At 30.2% G+C, this 23,451-nt stretch carries 22 protein-coding genes and 3 riboswitches; of the genes, 14 read left to right on the forward strand and 8 right to left on the reverse strand.

Translation table 11 applies throughout. The features are described from left to right. Positions 1-266: 266 nt before the first annotated feature. Positions 267-446, forward strand: a riboswitch (cobalamin riboswitch). Between the two features lie 157 nt (positions 447-603). After that, positions 604-1,800, forward strand: coding sequence for a glutamyl-tRNA reductase (gene hemA, locus DMR38_RS01890; RefSeq protein WP_127719743.1), 1,197 nt, complete (start codon positions 604-606; stop codon positions 1,798-1,800). A 28-nt stretch (positions 1,801-1,828) separates the two neighbouring features. Next, positions 1,829-3,103, forward strand: a complete 1,275-nt coding sequence (hemL, locus tag DMR38_RS01895) for a glutamate-1-semialdehyde 2,1-aminomutase (RefSeq protein ID WP_127719744.1) — start codon at positions 1,829-1,831, stop codon at positions 3,101-3,103. 294 nt (positions 3,104-3,397) lie between these two features. On the opposite strand, the gene DMR38_RS01900 is transcribed toward hemL, so the two are convergent. From DMR38_RS01900 to DMR38_RS01920, 5 genes are all read right to left on the reverse strand, one after another. After that, positions 3,398-4,201, reverse strand: coding sequence for a lipid II flippase Amj family protein (locus DMR38_RS01900; protein WP_127719745.1), 804 nt, complete (start codon positions 4,199-4,201; stop codon positions 3,398-3,400). Positions 4,202-4,355: 154 nt separating this feature from the next. Continuing rightward, entirely contained in the window at positions 4,356-5,258 is a 903-nt protein-coding gene (locus DMR38_RS01905) for a HAMP domain-containing sensor histidine kinase (protein WP_127719746.1), read from the reverse strand. Positions 5,259-5,276: 18 nt separating this feature from the next. After that, a complete protein-coding gene (locus DMR38_RS01910; protein WP_127719747.1) occupies positions 5,277-6,017 on the reverse strand; it encodes an ABC transporter permease subunit in 741 nt (246 codons plus the stop codon). Beyond that, positions 6,010-6,933 carry an ATP-binding cassette domain-containing protein gene (locus DMR38_RS01915; RefSeq protein WP_127719748.1) on the reverse strand — a complete coding sequence of 308 codons (924 nt, stop codon included), beginning with the start codon at positions 6,931-6,933 and terminating at the stop codon, positions 6,010-6,012. The genes DMR38_RS01910 and DMR38_RS01915 overlap by 8 nt, the downstream gene beginning before the upstream one ends. Before the next feature lie 86 nt (positions 6,934-7,019). After that, positions 7,020-7,715, reverse strand: coding sequence for a response regulator transcription factor (locus DMR38_RS01920; protein WP_127719749.1), 696 nt, complete (start codon positions 7,713-7,715; stop codon positions 7,020-7,022). 114 nt (positions 7,716-7,829) lie between these two features. Beyond that, a riboswitch (SAM riboswitch) is annotated at positions 7,830-7,930 on the forward strand. Positions 7,931-8,009: 79 nt separating this feature from the next. Between DMR38_RS01920 and DMR38_RS01925 the strand changes: the two genes are divergently transcribed. The 6 genes from DMR38_RS01925 to DMR38_RS01950 all read left to right on the forward strand — a co-directional run bounded on the left by DMR38_RS01925 (position 8,010) and on the right by DMR38_RS01950 (position 14,521). Further along, positions 8,010-8,966 (forward strand): methionine ABC transporter ATP-binding protein, encoded by a 957-nt coding sequence (locus DMR38_RS01925; protein ID WP_127719750.1) that lies wholly within the window; start codon positions 8,010-8,012, stop codon positions 8,964-8,966. Positions 8,967-8,968: 2 nt separating this feature from the next. Beyond that, positions 8,969-9,625 (forward strand): methionine ABC transporter permease, encoded by a 657-nt coding sequence (locus tag DMR38_RS01930; protein ID WP_013237143.1) that lies wholly within the window; start codon positions 8,969-8,971, stop codon positions 9,623-9,625. Between the two features lie 66 nt (positions 9,626-9,691). Continuing rightward, positions 9,692-10,966, forward strand: coding sequence for a nickel-dependent lactate racemase (gene larA / locus DMR38_RS01935; protein ID WP_127719751.1), 1,275 nt, complete (start codon positions 9,692-9,694; stop codon positions 10,964-10,966). Positions 10,967-11,267: 301 nt separating this feature from the next. Next, positions 11,268-11,654 carry a GntR family transcriptional regulator gene (locus DMR38_RS01940; RefSeq protein ID WP_127719752.1) on the forward strand — a complete coding sequence of 129 codons (387 nt, stop codon included), beginning with the start codon at positions 11,268-11,270 and terminating at the stop codon, positions 11,652-11,654. Between the two features lie 22 nt (positions 11,655-11,676). After that, positions 11,677-12,810, forward strand: coding sequence for a DUF5808 domain-containing protein (locus tag DMR38_RS01945; protein WP_127719753.1), 1,134 nt, complete (start codon positions 11,677-11,679; stop codon positions 12,808-12,810). A gap of 526 nt (positions 12,811-13,336) precedes the next feature. Then, the gene (locus DMR38_RS01950) at positions 13,337-14,521 is read left to right on the forward strand and encodes a pyridoxal phosphate-dependent aminotransferase (protein ID WP_127719754.1); all 1,185 of its coding nucleotides are present in this window, start codon (positions 13,337-13,339) and stop codon (positions 14,519-14,521) included. A 439-nt stretch (positions 14,522-14,960) separates the two neighbouring features. On the opposite strand, the gene DMR38_RS01955 is transcribed toward DMR38_RS01950, so the two are convergent. Next, positions 14,961-15,722: a LysM peptidoglycan-binding domain-containing protein gene (locus tag DMR38_RS01955; RefSeq protein WP_127719755.1), complete on the reverse strand. Its 762-nt coding sequence runs from the start codon at positions 15,720-15,722 to the stop codon at positions 14,961-14,963. Between the two features lie 7 nt (positions 15,723-15,729). Further along, a riboswitch (cyclic di-AMP (ydaO/yuaA leader) is annotated at positions 15,730-15,866 on the reverse strand. Between the two features lie 508 nt (positions 15,867-16,374). On the opposite strand from DMR38_RS01955, the gene DMR38_RS01960 reads away from it, so the two are divergent. Continuing rightward, entirely contained in the window at positions 16,375-17,538 is a 1,164-nt protein-coding gene (locus DMR38_RS01960) for a DUF116 domain-containing protein (protein ID WP_127719756.1), read from the forward strand. Positions 17,539-17,557: 19 nt separating this feature from the next. Here the strand turns inward: DMR38_RS01960 and DMR38_RS01965 are convergent, their stop codons facing one another. Together DMR38_RS01965 and DMR38_RS01970 are read right to left on the reverse strand one after the other, a co-directional pair. Next, the gene (locus tag DMR38_RS01965) at positions 17,558-19,015 is read right to left on the reverse strand and encodes an MDR family MFS transporter (protein WP_127719757.1); all 1,458 of its coding nucleotides are present in this window, start codon (positions 19,013-19,015) and stop codon (positions 17,558-17,560) included. A gap of 161 nt (positions 19,016-19,176) precedes the next feature. Then, positions 19,177-19,626 carry a MarR family transcriptional regulator gene (locus tag DMR38_RS01970; RefSeq protein WP_127719758.1) on the reverse strand — a complete coding sequence of 150 codons (450 nt, stop codon included), beginning with the start codon at positions 19,624-19,626 and terminating at the stop codon, positions 19,177-19,179. 319 nt (positions 19,627-19,945) lie between these two features. Here DMR38_RS01970 and DMR38_RS01975 point away from each other — a divergent pair, with 319 nt between their 5' ends. The 5 genes from DMR38_RS01975 (at position 19,946) to DMR38_RS01995 (ending at position 22,974) form a co-directional block, all read left to right on the forward strand. After that, complete coding sequence (locus DMR38_RS01975; protein ID WP_013237152.1) at positions 19,946-20,308, forward strand: DUF2089 domain-containing protein; 363 nt, start codon at positions 19,946-19,948, stop codon at positions 20,306-20,308. Positions 20,309-20,333: 25 nt separating this feature from the next. Further along, complete coding sequence (locus DMR38_RS01980) at positions 20,334-20,723, forward strand: hypothetical protein (protein ID WP_127719759.1); 390 nt, start codon at positions 20,334-20,336, stop codon at positions 20,721-20,723. Between the two features lie 12 nt (positions 20,724-20,735). Next, a complete protein-coding gene (locus DMR38_RS01985; RefSeq protein ID WP_127719760.1) occupies positions 20,736-20,987 on the forward strand; it encodes a hypothetical protein in 252 nt (83 codons plus the stop codon). A 50-nt stretch (positions 20,988-21,037) separates the two neighbouring features. Then, positions 21,038-22,309: an MFS transporter gene (locus tag DMR38_RS01990; RefSeq protein WP_127719761.1), complete on the forward strand. Its 1,272-nt coding sequence runs from the start codon at positions 21,038-21,040 to the stop codon at positions 22,307-22,309. 113 nt (positions 22,310-22,422) lie between these two features. Next, on the forward strand, positions 22,423-22,974 hold the full coding sequence (locus DMR38_RS01995; RefSeq protein WP_127719762.1) for a protein kinase: 552 nt from the start codon (positions 22,423-22,425) through the stop codon (positions 22,972-22,974). Positions 22,975-23,451: the final 477 nt, after the last annotated feature.

The following is a 23,451-nucleotide window of genomic DNA, read 5'->3' on the forward strand; positions in this document are numbered from 1 at the left end:
ATAATTAAAAATTAAGAGTTAAGAATTAATAGTTATGGATGATTTTCTTCCGTTAGTACTTCAGAAAATATGAAACATAGCATCACTTATCCAAAGATTCAATAAGTTTCAAATTTAAAATTTTTCGCAGCGTAGAGGAGAAAAATTCACCTTTACTATTCATTCTTAATTATCAATTCTTAACTTAAAAATATGATTGTGTATAAGTTGATTCTTTTTATGATAATGTTATAATTAAAATGAAAATTAATGTTGTAAAATAAAATTTAATAAATAATAGTATAGGTTTAATTATATTTAATTAAAAGGGAATCAGGTAAAAATCCTGAACTATCTTGTAGCTGTATTAGGTGAATTTAAGTAGGACAAGCCACTTGTAAATAGGGAAGGCGTACTTAGATGATGAAGCTTAAGTCAGAAGACCTGCCTATATAATAGGCCATTAACTCTACAAGTGATAGGGGGCATTGTAATAAATAAAGCATTTATTACTTATGTTTTATGTGTGAATACCTTTTAACACTTAGTTAAAAGGTTTTTTAGGTATATAGTAAAGTTATATTTTAATTATAATAATATAGTTGTAATATTGGAGTTGATAAAATGATACAACTTATAGGGGTAAAAAGTGAATGTGATATTGAAATAAGGCAAAGGTTCTCTATTGTATCGTCAAAATTAGAAAATAAGTTAAAGAATGTTTATAAAATTACGGGAAACGTTTTAATTTTGAGTACTTGTAACAGAACAGAAATATATGTGGATTCTAATACACAAGGGGAAGAAATAATAAATGCTGTATTTAATGCTTTAGGTTGGAGTATAGAACTTACTACATATACCTTCTATGCAAAGAATAAAGATGCTATTAAGCATTTAATGGAAGTAAGTTGTGGTTTCCATTCTAAAATTTTGGGAGAAGATCAAATTTTAGGACAAATTAAGACTGCATATAATATGGCATTAAAAGCTAAGACTATAAAAGGACAGCTTCAGAGGCTATTTCAGAATGCAATAACTTGTGGTAAGAAGTTTAAGAATGACTGTGAAATGTATAAAATACCTGTATCTGTACCATCAATAGCTGTTAAAGAGGCAGAAAAGAGCAAAGTAAAAAGGTATATGGTAATTGGGTTTGGAGAAATAGGAAAGCTTGTACTCAAATATTTAGCTGGTTTGAATACTGAAATTGTATATATCGTAGTGCGTGATTTGAATAAAGTTAAAGACTTATATGAAAATTGTAATTGGATTAAGTTTATAACTTTTAAAGAAAGAAAAGCTTATTATAGCAATGTGGATTGTATTATAAGCTGTACTTCTGCACCTCATGCTGTAGTCTACAAAGAAGAACTTCCTAAAAAGAAATTTCTCATATTTGATCTTGCAGTACCTAAAGATGTAGATGCAGATGTATTAACTCTTCCGGATGTAAAAGTATATGACATAGATAATATAAGTAGCATTGATGAAAATAATAAGATTATGCGAAAAGAAAAGATGGAAAAGTACAGGTATATCATCAAGGAATATATAGATGAATTCATAAAATGGCAGTCCTTAGATGAGCTTTCACCGGAAATACAGAAGATGAAAAATTTCGGAAGTGAAATATGTGAAAAGAGAATAGAGACTTTTAAAAATAAAAGGTATACAAAGGATAATGAAGTACTCGTACAAACTATGATACAGAGTACAGCCAAAGTTTATATAAACAGGGCTATAGATGTATTAAAAGAAGCAAAACTTCAAGGAAAAGAAGATGAATATTTAAAGCTTATAAATAAAATATTCTGTTAATGATGAAGAAATGGAGATGTAAAACTTAATGAGAAATGATGATATATTTAATGAATCTAAATTATACATGCCAGGAGGAGTAAATAGTCCTGTTAGAGCATTTAAAGATGTGCCATTGAATCCACCTGTTATAAAGAGGGGAAAAGGAGCTTATATCTATGATGAAGATGATAATAAATACATAGATTTTGTATGTTCCTGGGGCCCTATGATTTTGGGACACTGTGATGATGATGTGGTAAAGGCTATAAAGGACACGAGTGAAAATGCTATATCTTTTGGTGCTACTACAGAGCTTGAATTGGAGCTCGCAAAATATGTATGTACTACTTTGGATAATGTAGAAATGCTTAGAATGGTAAATTCAGGAACAGAAGCAACTATGAGTGCAGTAAAGCTTGCTAGGGGATGTACTGGAAAAAATAAGATAATAAAATTTGCAGGCTGTTATCACGGCCATTTTGATGATTTTTTAGTAGAAGCAGGTTCTGGAGTCATGACAGAAGGAATTCCGGGAAGTGCTGGAGTTCCTGAAGACAGTGTAAAAAATACTCTAATAGCTAAATATAATGATCTTTCTAGTGTGGAGAAAATTTTTGAGAAACATGGCAAAGATATTGCAGCAATTATAGTGGAACCAGTAGCAGGAAATATGGGGGTAATTCCTGGAGATGCCAGTTTCTTAAAGGGGCTTCGCAGTATTTGTGATAAAAATGGAAGCTTGCTTATTTTTGATGAAGTAATGAGTGGATTTAGAGTGGCCTATAAAGGTGCTCAGAGCATTTATGGAATAAAACCAGATATAACTACTTTTGCAAAAATTATAGGAGGAGGTCTTCCTTGTGGTGCCTACGGCGGTAGAAAAGAAATTATGGAGAAACTTTCACCAATGGGACCTGTTTATCAGGCAGGAACGATGTCCGGAAATCCTCTTGTAATGGCTGCAGGAATTGCAACTTTAAAGAAATTACATGACAATCCTGATTACTATGAACATCTTGAAAAATTAGGTGCAAAATTGGAACAGGGAATAAAAGATGTAGCAAAAAAGAAGGACATAAATGTTGTAGTAAATAGGTGCGGAGCAATGTTTGCTATATTCTTTACTAAAGATTCAGAAGTTAGAAATTATGAAGATGCTAAAAAATGTGATACTGCTCTTTTTGCGAAGTATTTTCAACATATGATAAGCAAAGGCATTTATATTGCTCCTTCTCAATTTGAAGCTGTATTTTTAAATGTAAAGCATACTGAAGGGAATATTGATAAATTCTTAGAGGCATTTAGTACGTTTGAAGCCTAAAGTGTAGATTACTAAACAAAAAATAAATTTATGCTCCGAATATTTTTACAAACACAAACACGTTAAATATTTTAATAAGCCTAAGTAAAAAATTCTAAAAAAGCTAAGAACTTTTGAAAACTCGTACCTCAGACAATTCAAAAGTTCTAAGTTTTTACGAATTTTTTCCTAAGGCTTATGTACAAAATATTTAAAAGAGCATCATTATTGTAAAAATATGCCTGCGTATAAGTTGATTTTTAAGTTAGAAACTAAACCTTACAGTTTAAAAATTAAAACAAATTTTCAAATCAACTAAATTAATCTTGCTATAAGTACTATCAGATGTGAAGCAGGCACTAATATTAATTGTGCTAATATACTTCCGATAATCAATCCACCCACAATAAAAATTATGCAGCGGTTAAATTCCAATTCTGTACGTTCTCCTCTTATCACATCATCTGTCATCATAGATAAATATGGATCAATAAATATAAACATGAATATTGTTGAAATACTGTTAATTACAGATGCTAAAGTGCTGCAAGTGGTTCTTAAACTAGGATCTAAGCATCCAGCATATAATGATGATAAAATACTTATACTAGATATAGAAAATGCAATAATGTTTAATAAAATTATCTTTTTAGGAGTTTTTCTAAAGTTCCTTAATTCAGATAAATTTTCTTTTTTGGGAATTGAAATACTATTTTTAAACTGCTCAATTCCTGATTTTGAAAATGCATGAATCATCAATTTAGGTAAAGATCTATAAATACTAAATGATATAACCAATTTGCTAAATATTTTTATAAAAGTTGGCATTAAAATTGCACCAACTATTGTGGCTAAAGTAATAGAAAAAACTATCCATCTAAAAATATACAGTAAGTTACTAGAATGACCTGTATTTATGCCATTTTCAATAGTTTTTGCTAACAATGGAGCTTGAATAGTATTAGCTGTTCTTTGTATAAGTACAAAAATATTAAATACAGCAAAAGATACTGCAATTCTACCAGTTTTTATTCCCACAGTTCTAGTAGAATATGCTAATGTTCCTATAACATAAATAATAAAAGTTAGGATAAAAACTAAATATACTTGTATTGTCATTTTTCTTACCACCTTAGGGCTTTTATTAGTTTATTTCATAAATTTGTATATGCAAATTATATCACAATTTTAATTTTGATAGGAACTTATAAAATGAAAATAGTACATACATATATAAAGGTGGATAGTCACCAGACCTTGCATTTGTATAAAATTAAGAAATTTTCCACTTTATAATGATACTTAGTTTGTTGTCTTTTAAATTAGCAGTAATGCTGTGTCCCATCTGTTCAACCAAAGCTTTTGTTATGGCAAGACCTAATCCAGTGTTTTTACCTGTTCTCGTACGATCTCCTGTAAAAAATCGTTCAAATAGGTGATCTATATCGTCTGGTTTTAAGTTATCGGCATTATTCGCAAATGTAGTTACAATGTAATTTCCATCTTTTTTTAGAGATACGGAAATAAACTTATTACCGTGTTTTAAAGCATTTTGAATGAGATTTGAAAATACACGTCTTATTGCATTTTCATCTCCTATAATTTCAGATACACTTTCATCAATTTCAATTAAAGGTTCAATTTCTTTATTTGTAAAATCGTTGTAAAAAGATGCTATTAGTTCGCAGAGTATATTTGAAAGTGAGATAGACTCTAATTCAAAAGCATATTCATTAGCTTCAAGCCTTGATAGGTCAAAAAAACCTGATATAAGCATTTTTAAAGATTTTGCACGATTTAGTATGATGTCCATATATTCATTTTTTTCATCTTTTGATAGGTCATCACTTTTTATAAGTTGAATATATCCTATAATGGAGGTAAGGGGAGTACGCAGGTCATGGGAAATGTTTGCTATAGCCTGCCTGAGTTCCATATCCATATGTTTGTACTTTACTTCTGTCTGCTGTTTTTTATCTATATTTTTGTTTATTTCTATGGCTAAATTTTGAAGACTGCGGTTTTGAAAGGACAATGTCACTTTTTGGTTTGTATCTATGTCGTTTATTTTCTTCAAGTTGACAGTTATATGTTTGATTTCACTTCTTGTAAGAAAAAGCAGGGTGATACTTATACCTGCCAAAATTCCTAATAAAATTATAATAAACAAGTACATATATATCACCCTTTCAAGTTATTTGATTTCCATTTTTCTAAATATTATAATACCTATTATAGTAAAAATAATAGTATATGCAAATCCCAGTCCTGCAGAAGGGAGCATTTGCAGCAAAGTTAAGTTTGGATTTTTTATTGGAGTTAGCGCATTTATGTTAGTAGTAATTAAAATGTTGTAAATTCCATAAAATTTATTGGATACAAGTGCACAAAGCAATTTTATAAAATTGCCCATTAAAGCAAATATAGCTGCATAAGTATAGGCATATGCATATTGATTTTTTAATATAAAGCTGAGGAATACACCAAAACTAATTGCAGCTATATAAAGTGGTATGGCGCATAAAATCCTTAATGATAAGTTTATTAAAAATGCAGGACTTAAATTTCCGGGTTTAAGAAATAAAAAGGTGCTTCCTACAAAAAAAATTAATACTAATAAGCAGGTTATAAAAGATAAAATTATAGGAATAATTACTTTTGAAATATATAGTTTTTCTCTTGATAAGCCTGAAACCATTACATTTCTTAAGGTTTTATCCTTTAATTCTTCTGTGACATCAATATACATCATAACTAGAAAAACTACTGCAGGAAGGCAGCTCATAGCCATATCCAGAGATTCAAAAACTGTGACTTTAGGACCTGTAAATAGTGCATTTGCGCTCACTGATAGTAAAACTAGGACTAATAGAGTAACTTTATAAGAAAGTCTATTTAAACCTTTGTAAAGTTCAGCTTTTATATAATTAAGCATTGATGTCACCTCCAATTAAATCCATGAAGTAATTTTCTAGATTTCCACATGTCTTACTTATGGAATATACTTTAATACCATTTTTTATAAAAGCTTCACTTATCATTTCAGGCTTATCTAGGTATTTAAAAATCTTAATTTCGTTCTCAGGAAGCACTTGATAGGAAGTGCAGTTTAAATTCTTTTCAAGTATAAGAGAAGCATGAGCTGCATCGTCTACTTTTACCGACAAATATTCTCTGCACTTTTCCTCTAAATCCTTTGCAGAAATCTGTTCTATGAGTTTCCCATTATCTATAAAGCCATAAGTAGTAGCAAGCTGAGAAAGTTCTCCCAAAATGTGGCTTGAAATTAATATAGTTGTATTTTTTTCTCTGTTTAATTTTTTTAATATATCTCTAAACATTACTATTCCAACAGGATCAAGACCATTTATAGGTTCATCTAAAATTAAAAAATCTGGACTTGCAATTAAAGCTAGGGCCAGGCCAAGACGCTGCTTCATGCCAAGAGAATAATGTTTGAATTTTTTATTACCTGTATCTGAAAGACCCACTATATTAAGCACTTTATCCACACAGTCTTTTTCAGGAATTCCTTTTTGAATTCTATAGTATTCAAGATTTTTTTTGCCTGAGAGGTAAGGAAAAAAGCTGGGTGTTTCTATTATGCAGCCTGTTCTCATTCGCTCTTTGTTTAATTCGTCTTTGCTGGTTCTTGAAAATAATTCTATTTCACCGTTATCTTTCAAAGAAAGACCTGTTATTATTCTCATAAGGGTTGTCTTGCCAGCGCCATTTTTGCCGACAAGACCGTATATGTCACCTTTACTTATTTTAATATTTACATTATCAAGTGCCTTGTGATTTTTGTATTTTTTAGTAAGATTTTTTGTATGAAGCACTAAATTATTCATGATATCAACCTCCGTTTTCTTGTTGATTTTATATTAGAACAAAATCAGCAAGATACATTAAAGAAAAACTTAAGAAATCATTAAGTTTAATCTTTCATCTTAAAACCTATTCCCCAAACAGTATGTATGTATTCTGTGTCCGGGTCAATTTTAGCTATTTTGGAGCGAAGGTTGCTCATATGCACATTTATGGTGTTATCATCACTTATAAATTTGTCTTTCCATACATGTTCAAATAAATTAGCTTTTGTAAATACTTTTTTGGGGTAAGACATTAGAAGTTCTAGTATACAAAATTCCCTTATAGTTAATACTACTTCCTGAGAATTTATAAAAATTTTGTGATTTTCCCGGTCTAAGGTCATATTTTTATAGGTTAATATGTTTTGTTTTTCATTTGAGTTTGAAAATATCATATACCTTCTAAGTTGGGCACAAACTCTTGCCAGTACTTCTTCTACATCGAAAGGTTTTGATATGAAATCATCTGCTCCTAGTTTTAAGACTTCAATTTTTGTTTCTTGAGCTGTTTTTGCAGATATTACAATGACAGGCATAGTTTTAATCTTTCGTATTTTTTCTATAAGCTTTTCTCCTGTAATGCCAGGTAGCATCAAATCAAGTAAGACTAGCTGAAAGTCATATTTTTCAATACACATTTCAGCTTCGGTACCTGAAAATGCCCTACGGACATTGTAATTGTTTTTTTCTAGTATTCTGCATAATAACTTATTTATATCTGTATCATCTTCTACTATTAAAATGTTTATATTTTTGTTCATAGGTATTCCTCCAGAGTTTTTGAGTTAAGACAATTATAACATTTTTAGATAGGATGTATTGACATAATAAATGGTCACGTCTATAATTAAAATCATAATTGAATATAAATCTTGAACTTATCAAGAGTGATTGAGGGAACGGGCCCTATGAAATCCAGCAACCAGTACAGTGTATAATGGTGCTAAATCCTGCAGCGAGAGCTGAAAGATGAGAGAAATTTTGAGTTAACCAAGTCTGAGATTTTTCTCGGGCTTTTATTTTTTCTTAAAATTGATATGGGAGGTTAAAGAAGATTGATAGATATTAATAATGTAGGCAAAAGTTTTAACAATAAAAGTGTGCTGAAAAGTATAAATCTTCATATACAAGAAGGTGAAATATTTGGAATAGTTGGTCACAGTGGTGCTGGAAAATCTACGCTTTTAAGGTGCTTGAATGGTCTTGAAAGCTATGACACAGGAAGCATAAAGGTAATGGATAAAGAAGTAAAAGACTTAAAAGGTAAAGAAATAAGGACTTTTAGAAAAAACCTGGGAATGATATTTCAAAATTTTAATTTGTTAAACAGAAAAAATGTATATGATAATATCTCACTTCCGCTTGAAGTCTGGGGATTAGAAAAAAGTAAAATAAAAACAAGGGTAAAGGAATTGCTAAATTTAGTAGGCCTTAGTGATAAAGCAAAGAGCATGCCCTCTGAATTAAGCGGCGGACAAAAACAAAGAGTAGCTATTGCAAGAGCTTTGGCACTAAATCCAAGTATACTTCTTTGTGACGAAGCTACATCTGCCCTTGATCCAAATACTACAAAGTCAATACTTGAGCTTTTAAGAAAAATAAACAATGAATTTAAAATAACTATAGTAGTAGTAACTCATCAGATGGAGGTTATAAAAGAAATATGCAGTAAAATTGCCATTATTGATGAAGGTGAAATAAAAACTTCGGGAAATGTAGAAGAAATATTTTTAAAACCAGGGAAAAATCTAAAGAAGCTGCTTGGAAATGATAGTTTACTTCCGGATGAAGGTATAAACATAAGAATATTCTTTCCTAAGGAAATAAGCCAGGATAATTTGATAACCTCTATGGCTATAGATTTGAACATAAAATTTTCTATAGTATGGGGAAAACTTGAAAGATTTCGCAGTGATGTTTTAGGAAGTCTGGTTATAAATGTAAATGATAAAGATAAGGAAAGTATATGCGATTATCTTTCTTCAAAAAATGTTAATTGGGAGGTAGAGTAAACATGGGATTTAGTGAAACATTTCAAGAAATACTACTTCCTGCTATTGGACAAACATTTTATATGGTTATAGTTTCTACAATACTTGCAGTAATTATAGGATTTATACCTGCTATTTTGCTAGTTGTAACTGAACCTGGTGGATTAAAGCCTAATAAAGTGGTATACAAGATACTGGATGCAATAGTAAATTTATTGAGATCATTTCCTTTTATAATACTTATGATAGCAATTTTTCCTTTTACAAAACTTATTGTTGGAAAAACCATAGGTACAACAGCAGCAATAGTTCCTATTACAATAGCAGCAGCACCTTTTGCATCGAGAGTAATTGAATCTTCACTTAAAGAGATAGACCCGGGAATAATAGAAGCTGCAAAGTCTTTTGGCGCAAGTAATATGCAGATAATATTTAAAGTTATGATTAAAGAAGCACTTCCATCTATAGTGCTTGGTATAACACTTACTGTAATAAGCGTAGTTGGATGTTCAGCTATGGCAGGTACAGTAGGTGGAGGTGGACTTGGAGATGTGGCAGTAAAGTATGGATATTATAGATTTCAGACTGACATAATGGTATACACTGTAATAATACTCATAATTTTTGTCCAGGTACTTCAAACTATAGGAAATCTTATATATAAAAAGCTTAACAAATAATTATTTGTTTGATAAAGTAATTATTGTAGAATCACTTTAAAAATATATTTATGGGAGGAAATTAGAATGGCTAAAATAGAATTACCATACCATAAAAAAATAATAGAAGCTGAAATAGATGACAACAACTTACTTGGTATACTTGAATCAAAAGCAAGCGAATATAAAGCAGAGATTGGCCAATTGGAAATAGTAGAAAAAGCTCTTGACAATCCTGTAAATTCATCTAAACTTGAACAATTGGCTGAGAATAAGAAAAATATAGTTATAATAAGCAGCGATCATACAAGACCTGTTCCTAGTAAAATTATTATGCCTGAACTTTTAAGAAGAATAAGGAGCACAAATTCTGATGCTAATATTACTATACTAGTTGCTACAGGCCTTCATAGGGCGACTACTAGGCAGGAACTTGTAGATAAATATGGAGAAGATATAGTAAAAAACGAAAAGATAGTAATACATGATGCACAGAATGAAGATAATCTGGTAAAGATAGGTACATTACCATCTGGTGGAGAACTTATAGTAAATAAACTTGCAGTTGAAGCAGATCTTTTGATTGCAGAAGGATTTATAGAATCTCATTGTTTTGCTGGCTTTTCAGGAGGTAGAAAGAGTGTGCTGCCTGGAATAGCCTCTGCCAAGACCATCCTGGCAAATCACTGTGCAGAATTTGTAGCACATCCTTCTGCAAGAGTTGGCAATTTAAAAGGTAATCCTGTTCATAAGGACATGCTATATGCAGCTAAAAAGGCAGGATTGGCTTTTATAATAAATGTAGCACTAGATGAAGATAAAAAGATAATAAATGCTTTTGCAGGTGATACGAATGATGCCCATGTAAAAGGCTGTGAATTTGTGTATAATTTATCAAAAGTGAGTAAATTAGTAGGTGATGTTTCCATTTCTACTAACGGAGGGTATCCGCTTGACCAAAATATATATCAATCCGTTAAGGGGATGGCAGCAGCTGAGGCCAATTGTAGGGATGGCGGCGTAATAATAATGGTGTCTGCTTGCAGTCAAGGTCATGGTGGTGAAACCTTTTATAATAATTTAGCTAATTTGAATACCCCAGAAGAATTCTTAAAAAAAGTTTCAGAAGTTTCCAGAAATAAAACTGTGCCTGATCAGTGGGCATCTCAGATGCTTGCGAGTATACTTTCCAAACATACAGTAATTGTTGTAACAGATATGTGTGATTCTAAAATAATAAAGAATATGCACATGCAGCAGGCAGATACTTTTGAAGAAGCTCTAGAAAGGGCATATGATATTGTGGGGAAAGATGCTAAAGTTGTGGTTATACCAGATGGACTTGGGGTAATTGTAGACTAAAATGTTTTTAAAAAGTTCAAAGTTCAAATATCAAAGTTGAAATAATGATGATTTCTTTCGTACCTCAGAAAATCTATAATTTTAATATTTCCGACGTTAGGAGGAAAAGTATCATTACCTGTTATTTATTCTTTGTTATTTGTTCTTTAGTAATAAATTAAAAAGGTTATTGTATAATGAGGAAAAATACATTATACAGTAGCCTTTTTACATAATTTTCCGCAAAAAAATGTAAAAAACTATTGAACATGTTTTCTATTTGTTATATATTATATATAACAAATAGAAAAGGAGGGACGCCATGTTAGTGCAAATAGATTTTGAATCAGAAATGCCTATATATGAACAGCTTAGGAGGCAAATAATAGAAGGAATAGCCTCTGGTAATCTAAAACTAGGAGAGAGCCTTCCTTCTGTAAGACAACTGGCAGAAGATATTGGAATAAATCTTCATACAGTAAACAAAGCATATAATGCGTTAAAGTCAGATGGCTACTTGAATGTAGATAGGAGAACAGGAGCTGTAGTAAGTGGAACATTCCCTGAAAGTACAGAGGAGTTTGACAAAAAACTTAAGGAGGAATTTATTTACTTGATATGTGAAGCTCATTTAAGGGGAAAAAAGATGGAAGATATTTTAAGTCTGTGTTCCGATATATTTAAGCAATATATTAAAAAAGATAAATAACTACTAAGGTGGGTGAAATTAAATGAAAGATAATTTGTTTATGTGTATATATTTATTTTTTATTTTTGTGATAATACTCGTAATCAATATGTTGACTCCTAAATTTACAAGAAAAGAAATTGTATTTGGAGTAAGAATCCCTGAAGATAAGATTGATTCAGATGAAATTAAGCATATAAAAGCACAATTTGTAAAGAATAATTTAATTATAGGAATTCCTTTTATTATTTTATTTAGTGTTTTAAATTATAGTGTTTTAAATGTAGGTATGATTTTGTTTACTACTTTTGCCTTTGTATTCATAATTTTTCTAATATATCTTATATCAAACAGAGCTATGAAAAATCTTAAGTCACAAAAGTTGTGGTTTCAAGGCAAAAAACAGGTTGTAACTGTAGACACTAGCTTTTCTAGAAGCAAAAGTAATATGCTTGTATCAGCTTGGTTTTTCTTGATACCTGCAGCTATCATTATAGTAAATATAATTTTAGGATATATGAATTATGGCTCTCTACCTTATAAAGTTCCTACACACTGGGATTTTTCCGGTAATGTAACAGGATATCAATTTAAATCCAGGTTTCTAATTTGGGAGATGCCAATTACTCAGATTTTTACTACTTTTATATTTTTTATAGTCTACAAGGGAATTGGATGGTCAAAACAGCAGATTAGTTCTATAGACCCAGAAGCATCTGTAAAGAAAAATAGTATATTTAGAAGAAGCTGGTCCATATATATGGTTACCTTTGCTGTAGTAACTAATCTTTTACTAACTGTTGCTACTGTTCAGATATTTAGAGTATTTAATGTAAGTAATACCTTTTCAATCATCATAATAGTGGGTTTTCTACTAGTTACAATTTTAAGTAGTATAGTTCTAGCTTTTAAAATTGGTCAGGGTGGAAGCAATATAAAATTTAAGAATGATGATGAAAAAATCAAATCTAATTTTGGAGATAAAGATGATGATAAGTGCTGGGTACTAGGAAATAGTATATATTATAACAAGAATGATCCATCCTTATTTGTGGAAAAAAGATTTGGCATAGGCTGGACTATAAATGCAGGCAGGCCACTTGGAATGGCTATATATATAGGCATTATTGTGATTATAATTGTAACTATAGTAATTTCTGTTTTTAGTGGAAAGTAACATGAAGTAATTAATTCACAATGCACGATGCACAATTCACAATTAAGGATGATTTTCTGTTGTCACAGAAAATCTAAAAATTTAATGTTCATACCACTTAGTTTTTAGACTTTTCATAGCATTAGCGGAGAAAAATCTACCGAAATTGTGCATTGTGAACTGTGAACTGTGAATTAGTTAAAGTTTCACATTTACAAGTTGATGTGTTAAAATATTTTATATAATGATAAAATATAGTTAAAAATTGAAAGTTGAGGGCTATGGATGATTTTTCTCTGTTAACATTTTGGAAAATCGACATTTATTTTTAACTCTTAACTTTATGTTTATAGAGATCTTAATTAAAGTTTAAACTTATACATAAAATGTAATGACAAAATTGAGAACATCTTTATACTTGTCAAAAGTTTTTATGGTGCTGAAATTTGTGATTACACGATTTGTATAAGGTAACTTTTAATCTAGAAAATCTATAATTGTGAATTGTGCACTGTGAAATGTGAATTGAAAAAAGGGGGCAATTTTTATGATATCCAATAAAATGAAAGAACATGTATCTAAAAGTTCTATAATAAGAGCTATGTTTGAAGAAGGAAAGAGACTAGCTTCAATTTATGGGGAAGAAAATGTATTTGACTTTAGTTTGGGGAATCCAAATGTAGAACCACCTGAGGCTATAAAAAAGGCTGTAAATGAAATCATGTCCGAGGAATCTCCAAATATGGTTCATGGGTACATGAGCAATTCAGGTTATGAAGATGTAAGGGCTAAAATCGCAGAACACATAAATAACAAATACAATTTGAAGCTTACTGAAAATAATTTGGTAATGACCTGCGGTGCAGCAGGAGGACTTAATATAATTTTCAAAACTCTTTTGAATCCAGGAGATGAAGTTATTACATTTTCACCCTTCTTTGGAGAGTATGAGAATTATGTAGATAATTTTGGTGGTAAACTTGTAATAGTACCTTCAAATACAGAAACTTTTGAGCCAGATTTAAATGCATTGGAGCAATCCATAAATGCTAAAACAAAAGCAATAATCATAAATTCACCAAACAATCCTACAGGAATAATTTATTCGGAAAAGCTTATTAAAGATTTATCACAGCTTTTAGACAAGAAACAGGAACAACTTGGTACCAGTATATACTTAATTTCAGATGAACCCTACAGGGAAATAGCTTATGATGGAGTAAAGGTTCCATACATATTGAATTATTATAGAAATTCTATGGTAGGCTATTCTTATAGCAAATCCCTTTCGCTTCCAGGTGAGAGAATAGGATATGTAGTTTGCAGTAGTGATATGGATGATTTTAAAGATGTAATGCCTGCCCTTAATGTGGCAAATAGAATTTTAGGTTTTGTAAATGCACCATCTTTATTTCAAAGGGTAATTGCAAAATGTCTGGATTCAAGCGTAGATATGAATATATATAAGAAGAACAGAGATTTACTATACAATCATCTTGTTAAAATAGGATTTTCCTGTGTTAAGCCTGAAGGTGCCTTTTATTTATTCCCTAAGTCATTAATTGCTGATGATGTTGAATTTGCAAAGGAAGCAAAAAAATTTAACCTGCTCATAGTTCCAGGCTCATCCTTTAAATGTCCTGGTCACTTTAGACTTTCCTATTGTATTTCTTATGATAAAATAGAGAAATCTTTAGACAGTTTTGATAAACTTGCAAAGAAATATCTTTAAATATAGCTCCTAAATAAAAATAAACTTATGCTGCGGATATTTTTTAATAATTAAAAATTAAGAGTTAAGAATTAATAGTTATGGATGATTTTCTTCCGTTAGTACTTCAGAAAATCTAAAATATAGCACCAATTAGAACTTGAATGTTTAATATTGGCTGCAGTATTTATTACTGTAGGCTTTCTAACTAAAAAATCAACTTATACGTAAAGATATTTTTACAATAAACAAGAACATTTAAATATTTTGTATATAAGTCTTAGTGGAAAATTTATAAAAAAAACTAAGGACTTTTGAATTGTTTGAGGTACGAGTTTTCAAAAGTCCTTAAGTTTTTATAAATTTTCTGCTTAGACTTATCAAAATATTTAACGTACTTGTGATTGTAAAAAATATCCGAAGTATAAGTTGATTTTTTTGCTTAAGATCCCTACAAGGTCTAGTATGTGAATATTAGTTTCCCAACTCTTAAAGCAATGGGTTTTGACCAGAGCCAAGTATTTGTAGTTGAATCATCAAAATAATAAATAGCTCCTTTTGTTGGATCAGAACCATATAATGCTTCTAAAGCAGCTTTCCTAGAACTATCAGAAGCAGGTTTGTTTATCCATCCATTTAATACTGGAGTAAATTGATAATATCCATAGGATACCTGGTATATTACGTCTTTTAATGTAGATGGAAACTGAGAACTTTGAACTCTATTTATAACTGCAGCAGCTACGGCTACTTTAGCTGTATAAGGTTCACTTTCTGCTTCAGCAGTTACAAGTCTTGCAAGCAAATCTACCTCGTTGTCAGTACAGGAAATTATATATTTTGGAGAGGCTGTCTCTTTAAAAACGTAACCTGAAGGAATGTTTAATACTTGTCCAGGGTAGATATAACTGCTTACATTACTATTGGCAGCAATTAAAGTATCAAGAGATATGCCAAATTTTTTTGATATCAAGTAAAGCGTATCAGAGGCTTGTACAGTATAGGTCTTTGAATTAATATATAGAGCTTGACCTGGATATATACTAGTTCCACTTAAGCCATTGTTATTAATGATTGTAGTTGCATTTGTTTTAAATAATACTCCTATTTTAAATAGAGAGTCACCAGGTTTTACAGTGTAACTGGCTGCATGTACTTGAGTAAAAGATAATGTGCACAACAATGCGGCAAATAACATTGTCCTGATTTTTTTAAAATTCATAAATATAGATCCCCCTTAATTTTGCCTGCGAGGTTAGTTGACGGGTTCGGGATTGGGATACCCCTACTTTTTAGTAAAAAAGATTCACCCCAAAAAATAATTATCCCCCGCATCTCATTCCTGAGATTTAGGCTTGTCTATGTTTGCTATTCTAACAGCATTCCCAGAGTATATCCATATTAAATAGATGGAACTATTGACATAAAAAAACTTCAACATAAATTTAATACTCTTATAGAAGTAATTGTTGTAATAGTAATTTTTCACTGCGAATTGTCAACTGCATTGAAACCTAACTCAACTTTCACAGTTTAAAAACTTTACGACCTAAATGAATTCACAATTCACAGTTCACAATGCACAATTTCGGTAGATTTTTCTCCGCTGTGTTGCGAAAAATTTTAAATTCAAAGCTTATTGAAGCTTTGCTTCAATGGTGCTATATTTTAGATTTTCTGAAGTTTTAACGGAAGAAAATCATCCTTAATTGTGAACTGTGCATCGTGCATTGTGAATTAATTGCTTCACAATTTTTTTATATTAAGTAAAAATTTTATATATGTGTGAAAATTAATAATATAACTTCTCGTTATTAAAAGTGATAATATAGTTATATAATAAAAATTCAAATGTGATTAAATAGGAGAATATTATGGAAAATTGTATAACCTATTTTCTTAGAGATGAATCTAAAAATTCAAATGAATACTACAAGTGTATATCCAACTTTTCAAATGAAGTCGTGGAAAAAATTCAAATAGAAGCAGATAATATAATAGAAGACTTTATAAATTTTATTAAGAATAATAGTATAGAAGAACTTAGAAGTAGAGAAGAGTATGAACTTGAATTCTTAATCATTGGAGTTTTATGGAGAACTTATATAACAAAAGCTTTAAAGGCAGATAGACTGTCTTTGAATGTTTTAAAACTTCTATTTAATTTAAGGACAAAATCAAAATTTTTAAGAAAAAGTGCCGATAATTTAAGGGGAAGGCTTGCCTGTAAATATCTTTTAAAGAAAGAAGTAAAGCCTTCTTCTGTGTCTTATGGTGAAAGCGACTTTGAAAAATTACTACTTTGGTTAACTGCTTCAGGGGAATTCAAATATGAATGTAAGAGAATGAACACATGGCTGCTATTTTTAAAAAATAGCAGTGAAGAATATATTATAAAAGTAAACAAGTGTGCCTTTAAAATATCACTGTGGTTTGAAAAAAGATCCAGGGAGGTACTCGGCTTGTATACTCCAAATGTACAGAAATTTTTAAACACCAACTATAGGTTTTATGGAATAAGAGAGGATAATATTTTATGTGGTAGGAAGGAAGTTGAGTACCATCTAAATATGGTGGGAGCAGAGATATTAAGTAATGCATTTAGAAAGTTATTTGTTAAGACAAAGGAAAGAAAAGTACTCCTGCCTGCTTGCATTTGCTTAAAACCAGAAGGGGTATGCAAGAGAAAAAAGGTCAAAGATGGTTTCTTGTGTGGAAATTGTTCTAAAAGCTGCAGGGTAAATGAGCTTACGAAACTTGGAAAATCCCATAACTTTCAAGTTCTAATTGTTCCCCACGAAACCGATGCCTTTTCAAATGCAAAAAATATTAGATATGGAGATGTGGGCGTTGTAGGCGTGGCTTGTGTACTCAACCTAATAGAAGGTGGGCTAAAGGCTAGGAACTTAAACCTTGTCCCACAATGTGTTATCCTTGATTATTGCGGATGCAAAAGTCATTGGGATAACAATGGAATACAGACGGATATCAACTGCAAAAAGTTATTTGAAATTTTGCGAGTTGATGAAAACATGTGATGTTCTTTATATAAAGCTATTAGGCTCTGGTACTTTTAGATTTTTTATTAATAGCATTATTTGCTATAAATAAAGATAAAATTAAAGCAATAACAAGAACGAAAGTTTCAATTGTAAAAGCGTGCTTTACTCCGAATACTAAACTTAAAGCTTGACTCTTTGTATTAGATGGATTGCCTGCAGCAAATAAGTATTTTTTTTGGGATGCACTCATTATGGCAACAAATAAAGAAGTTCCGAATGCTCCTGCTATTTGCTGTAAGGTGTTCATTATAGCAGTTCCATGAGGATAGTATTTTGGAGATAATTGATTTAAACTATTAGTTTGTATAGGAGTATTTATAAGTCCAACAGCTATTAGAGATAAACAATGGAGCACAATAATAACAGGAATAGTTATACTCATAGATACAAAACGTGAAAGTAAAAAGAATGTAATAGTTGATATTGCATATCCAGGTATAATTAGTGCTTTAGGACCAAATTTGTCATATAAATGACCTGAAATTGGTGATATAATTCCGTTTATAAATCCACCTGGTAACATTAAAAGACCAGCAGTAAATGCGGTTAAACCCAGAGCGCCTTCAAGAAACATTGGCAAAATAAGCATAGTAGCAAAGTTAATCATGTGCATAATTATCATAAGTATACAGCCAAGGCTAAACATAGATTCTTTAAATGGATGCATGTCCAACACAGGTTCACTCATGTGTAATTGACGCAGTACAAATATGGCTAATGCTATACAAGAAATAATTATAGGAGCTGCTATTAAATATGTATAAGAGCTTCCAATATTACTAACACCGTATATAAATCCGCCGAATCCTATAGTAGAAAGTATAATTGATAAAAGATCTATAGGTGGTTTTGTAAGTTCTGTTACATTTTCGACATATTTGTAACCTAAAGCTAAAGATATAACTGAAAAAGGTAGTATTATAAAGAATAACCATCTCCAGTTGAGAGCTTGAATAATTAAGCCAGAAAGAGTTGGCCCAATAGCTGGTGCACAAAACATTACAAGATTAAATATACCAAGAGCTTTTCCACGTTTTTCTATAGGGTTTATAATCAATAAAGTATTTACTATATTTGGTATTAAAATACCAGTTCCAATAGCCTGAATTAATCGGCCTACTAGTAAAATTGAAAAAGCTGTAGAGAAGCCACTTATAATTGTTCCAAGCAAAAATATCGTTACAGAGGTTAGAAATAGCTGTTTTGTTGTAAAACTTTGAATAAGTAATGCAGAAACAGGAATTGCTATTCCCATAATAAGCATATATCCTGTACTAAGCCATTGTACAGTATTTGCAGATATACTAAATTGAACCATTAAATTTTTTAATGCCATATTTAGTAAGGTTTCATTTAACATACACAAAAATCCTGCCATGATTAGTGCGACAGTTATTGGTACTACATTATAATTCCTTTCTTCATAAATTGATTCTTCTAAACGTTCTTCCATAAAATTTCCTCCTAGTTAGTAATTAAATTAGTCATTTGCACAGTTGTGCAGATATTAGAATATATAAAAATCCTCCACTATGAAAAATACATTGTTACAATACAAAATAAAAATCATAATAGAGGAGGGTTAACCATGTTTTTATAAAGGTAAATAGCTTATTATTTTTTGCTAATTTTCTTCTCTTCTACAGATATGTTTTTTTCAAATTTATTTAGAGTGTCTATAAATAAATCTAATTGATCTTTTGAAATTTCATTTGTAATGTTTGTAAATAAGTGTTCAATGAATGGATATACTTCCTGTTTTAATTTTTTACCTTCAGGTGTAACGTAAATTAAAAATGAGCGCCTGTCTTCAGTACTTTTTTTGCGTATTACTAGTTTTTTCCTTTCAAGAATGTCTAGTATTCGAACTAAAGTTGCCTGATCTTTGTCAACCTTTTTAGCTAGCTGTTTTTGGTTAACGCCGTCTTCTTCTGTTAAAGACAATAATACTGACCACTGTTCTGTTGTTATATTATATTTTTTAAGATTTAAAGATAAAAATCTTAAAATTTTTCTATTAACAGAGTTTATATACATACCAATGGACTTATCAAGAGAACTCATAGTTTTTGCCTCCTAAAATATATGATGTAGATATAATTAATTTACATATAGTTAGCATACTAATAATATGCTAGACTATTAAAAATGTCAAGCAAATTTTAACTCTAGGTATTTGTAAAAAGTTAAAATGTTATTAAATGTAAAAATATATGTGCATATAATCTGATTTTTAAGTTAAAAAGCAGATAATTTAATTTTACAAATATAAAACTTAATAATATTAATATGAAAATAAATTAATATTAAAATATTTAATATTAATATTGATTTATTTAATTTGTGGTGGTATATTATAGACATGGAAAAGGAGAGTGGTAATTTGACATATAAAATTATTAGCAAATGCCCTGTTTGTTCTTCTAAACTTCTAATTTCAAAGATAAAGTGTCCTAAATGTAATACTGTAATTGAAAATGATTTTGAAATGTCAAAGTTTGAATATCTTACAGACAGCCAACTGAAATTTATAGAAGTTTTCCTAAAAAACAGAGGAAACATAAAGGATGTGGAAAAAGAACTTGGAATATCTTACCCTACTGTAAGGGCAAAACTAGATGAGGTCATAACAGCACTTGGATATAATGTGGCAAAAACCAATACTGTTGATAAAAAGAAAGTAGTAGATATGCTTGATAAAGGTGAAATAACTGCAGATCAGGCTATTAAAATGTTGAATGAATAAATATATTGAAAAGGAGAAATAAAAAATGAATGAGGAAATATCAAAGATTTTGAAAATGGTGGAAGAAGGAAAAATTACTTCTGACAAAGCCCAGGAACTTATTGAGGCACTAAACGATAAAAATACTTCTCTGGACGTTTGCAGCAATGTTTCAAATGATGCTGACATTATAAATAAAATGCTTAAAATAAAAGTTATTTCTCATGATGGAGATAATGTAAATGTGAATTTGCCTATTAGATTTGTAAAGACTATGCTTAAAACTATAGGAAAAATTCCTATACCAGAAAGTGCAAAATGTATGGAAAATTTGGACTTGAGTGTTATTGCAGATGCAATAAACAATGGACTTTCAGGAAAGATAGTAGACGTAAAAAGTGCAAATGGTGACATAGTGGAAGTTAGCATAGAGTAAAGGAGAAAACTTATGAGAGTTCACATCAAGTCAGGTAAAATTAGATTTGTAATACCTTGCCCTATAGTTTTTCTAAAGTTTGGGCTTTCTATTGCAGGATCTTCCTTCATACAAAAGTATATTCCTGAGAAGGATAAAAGATATGTAAATATAATTGATTTTAAGAAACTTTCAAAATGTATGGATATTTTAAAAGAATACAGAGGATTAAAACTTGTTGAGGTGAAAGTCAGGGATGGCAGCCAGGTTACTATAATTGTGTAGATAAAGTTCACAATATTTCAAATATTATATTAATTAAGTAGGCGATAGAAATGAAAAATAATAAAAATTTACTATTTTATATGCTGGGAAGGTTTATATCTTATATTGGTACGGGAATACAACAGGTGGCAATACCGCTATATATATTGGACATAACTCATTCTGGAATTATGATGGGTATATTTTCAGCAGTTAATTTTATTCCCAATGTTATAACTTTACCTTTTGCAGGTATCTTAGGAGATAGGAAAAATAGAAAAAATATTATGGTACTATCAGACTTTGGAAGAGGAATTTTAGTATTAGGTTTAGCGTTTTTGGTTGCTGAGAAAAATTTAAGCATTTATATGTTATTTTTACTACAGGCATTTATTTCAATTATGGATGGAATATTTTTGGCTTCATCTACGGCAATTCTTCCAGAACTTGTTTGTGAAGATGAGCTTATGAAAGCAACTTCCTTAAGAGGAGGAAGTGATGCAATTTCTATGATTATAGGACCTGCTCTTGGGGGTATAATATATGGACTTGCTGGTATGAAGGTAGTATTTTGTATAAATGGCATGTCTTTTATAATGTCAGCAGTATGTTCTATGATCATAATTTATAAAAACGTAGATATACAAAAAGGAAAAATAACGGTAAAATCCTTTTTTACAGAAAATGGTGAGGCAATAGGTTTTATAAGAAAAAGTAGGGCTTTAATGCAGTTAACCGTATTTTTTATGGTAGCCAATTTACTTGTAGCTCCTTTTGCAGATATAGTACTTCCCTTTGTATTGAAAAAATGTATTGGGTTTGGTTCACAGCAGTATGGGTATTTAATTTCATTCTTTACTTTAGGTATACTTTTGGGAAATATAGCTCTTGGAACTTGTTTGAATAAGTTTAGTACAAAGACAATTATAAAGAGGGCACTTGTATTTGAAGCAGGTGTATTTCTTATATTTGCATTTTCCTTGCATCCAGTTTTAGTAAAATATTTTGGAGGACACGACTTGAAATTATTTGTAATTTTGGGTATTGTAATATTTTTAATAGGGTTATCCAATTCAGGAATCAATACTCCTATGAGTGTAAATTTACAAAAGATAGTTCCAAATGAGATGCGCTCAAGGTTTTTCGCAATACTAGGTATAGTTTGTCAGGGATCTATTCCTTTAGGGGCAATTATATATGGTTTTGTTCTAGACAGATTTCCTTACTATTATATACTTCTTACTATAGTACTAATATTTTCTATTGTAACTGCAATTTTTATGATAAAGGCAGTTCCGGAAGCTTATGAACCTGAGACACCAAAAAATCTTGAGAAAGCATGATGGAAATGATGTAGCAGAATTAAATATTTTTAATACTATATAGTATACAAGCTTTTAATTCGTAGTTGAAGCCCTTTGTTTTTATGCTACATAAAAACAAAGGAGGTGTTATTTTGAAAAAAGAATATTCTCATTCTAAATTCCATGATATTGAATTAAAAGATTGTAAATATTTAGGAGAAGGCCACAGCGGCAGAGTTTATCTCATGCCAAATGGAAAAGTCCTTAAAATATTTAAAAGCTCAACTAGCTGCAAAGCTGAATTTGATATATTGAAATCTGTAGAAGGAAGTCCCCATTTTCCCAAGGCTTATGAATTGGGAGATCATTATATGATAAGAGAATATGTAGGTGGAATGAATGTGTATGATTATATAAAAAAATATGGATTGAGCAGATCCTTTGCATTAAAAGTAGTAGAGTTAGTTACTCATATGAAAAAATTAGGATTTACGAAATTAGAAGTTAGATTTCCACACCTATTTGTTCAAGAAAATGGTACGCTCATGTTGATAGATCCGAGAAAAAGTTATGAAGAATATATACCTTATCCTAAGTCCTTTTTTAGGAAACTTAAAAAGATGGGACTTCTAGATAAGTTTATACAAATATTGGAAGAGGAAAGAAAAGGTTTGAAATGGGTAGAATATATTAAAGATAAGTAGAAAGTTACAGACAGGGACTGTTGTAATAGCAATTTTTTAAATTGCTTTGAGCAGTCCCTTTTTTAACTTTCAATTTTCAACTATGAATTGTTTAAAATGATTTTTTAGCATACATTCTTAATAAATATGAATAAAACAATGTATTTATTTGAAATGCATTGTTCTAAAAATGAATACTTTATTGTAATAATATGCATTTTATATTGAAATTAAACATTTTATAAGGTATAATGAATAATGTATAAATTATATAAGGGCATGTAGGTTTGAGTAATTACACCAACTGCATGCCCTTTTGCAATATGGTATATTTTTATGCATTTTATAAAAATATATGAAATTTATCTGACGGCTACCTACTGTAACGCTCAAACTTCTATCAAAGTGGGAGATAACAGTAGCTACGCCCCTAGATAATTCATCTAAACTTAGTGGGAGAAACAACCTCCAACTAAGTAAGATTTATTGATATTTTAA

Origin of the sequence: Clostridium sp. AWRP (assembly GCF_004006395.2) — a bacterium.
Taxonomy (GTDB): Bacteria; Bacillota; Clostridia; order Clostridiales; family Clostridiaceae; genus Clostridium_B.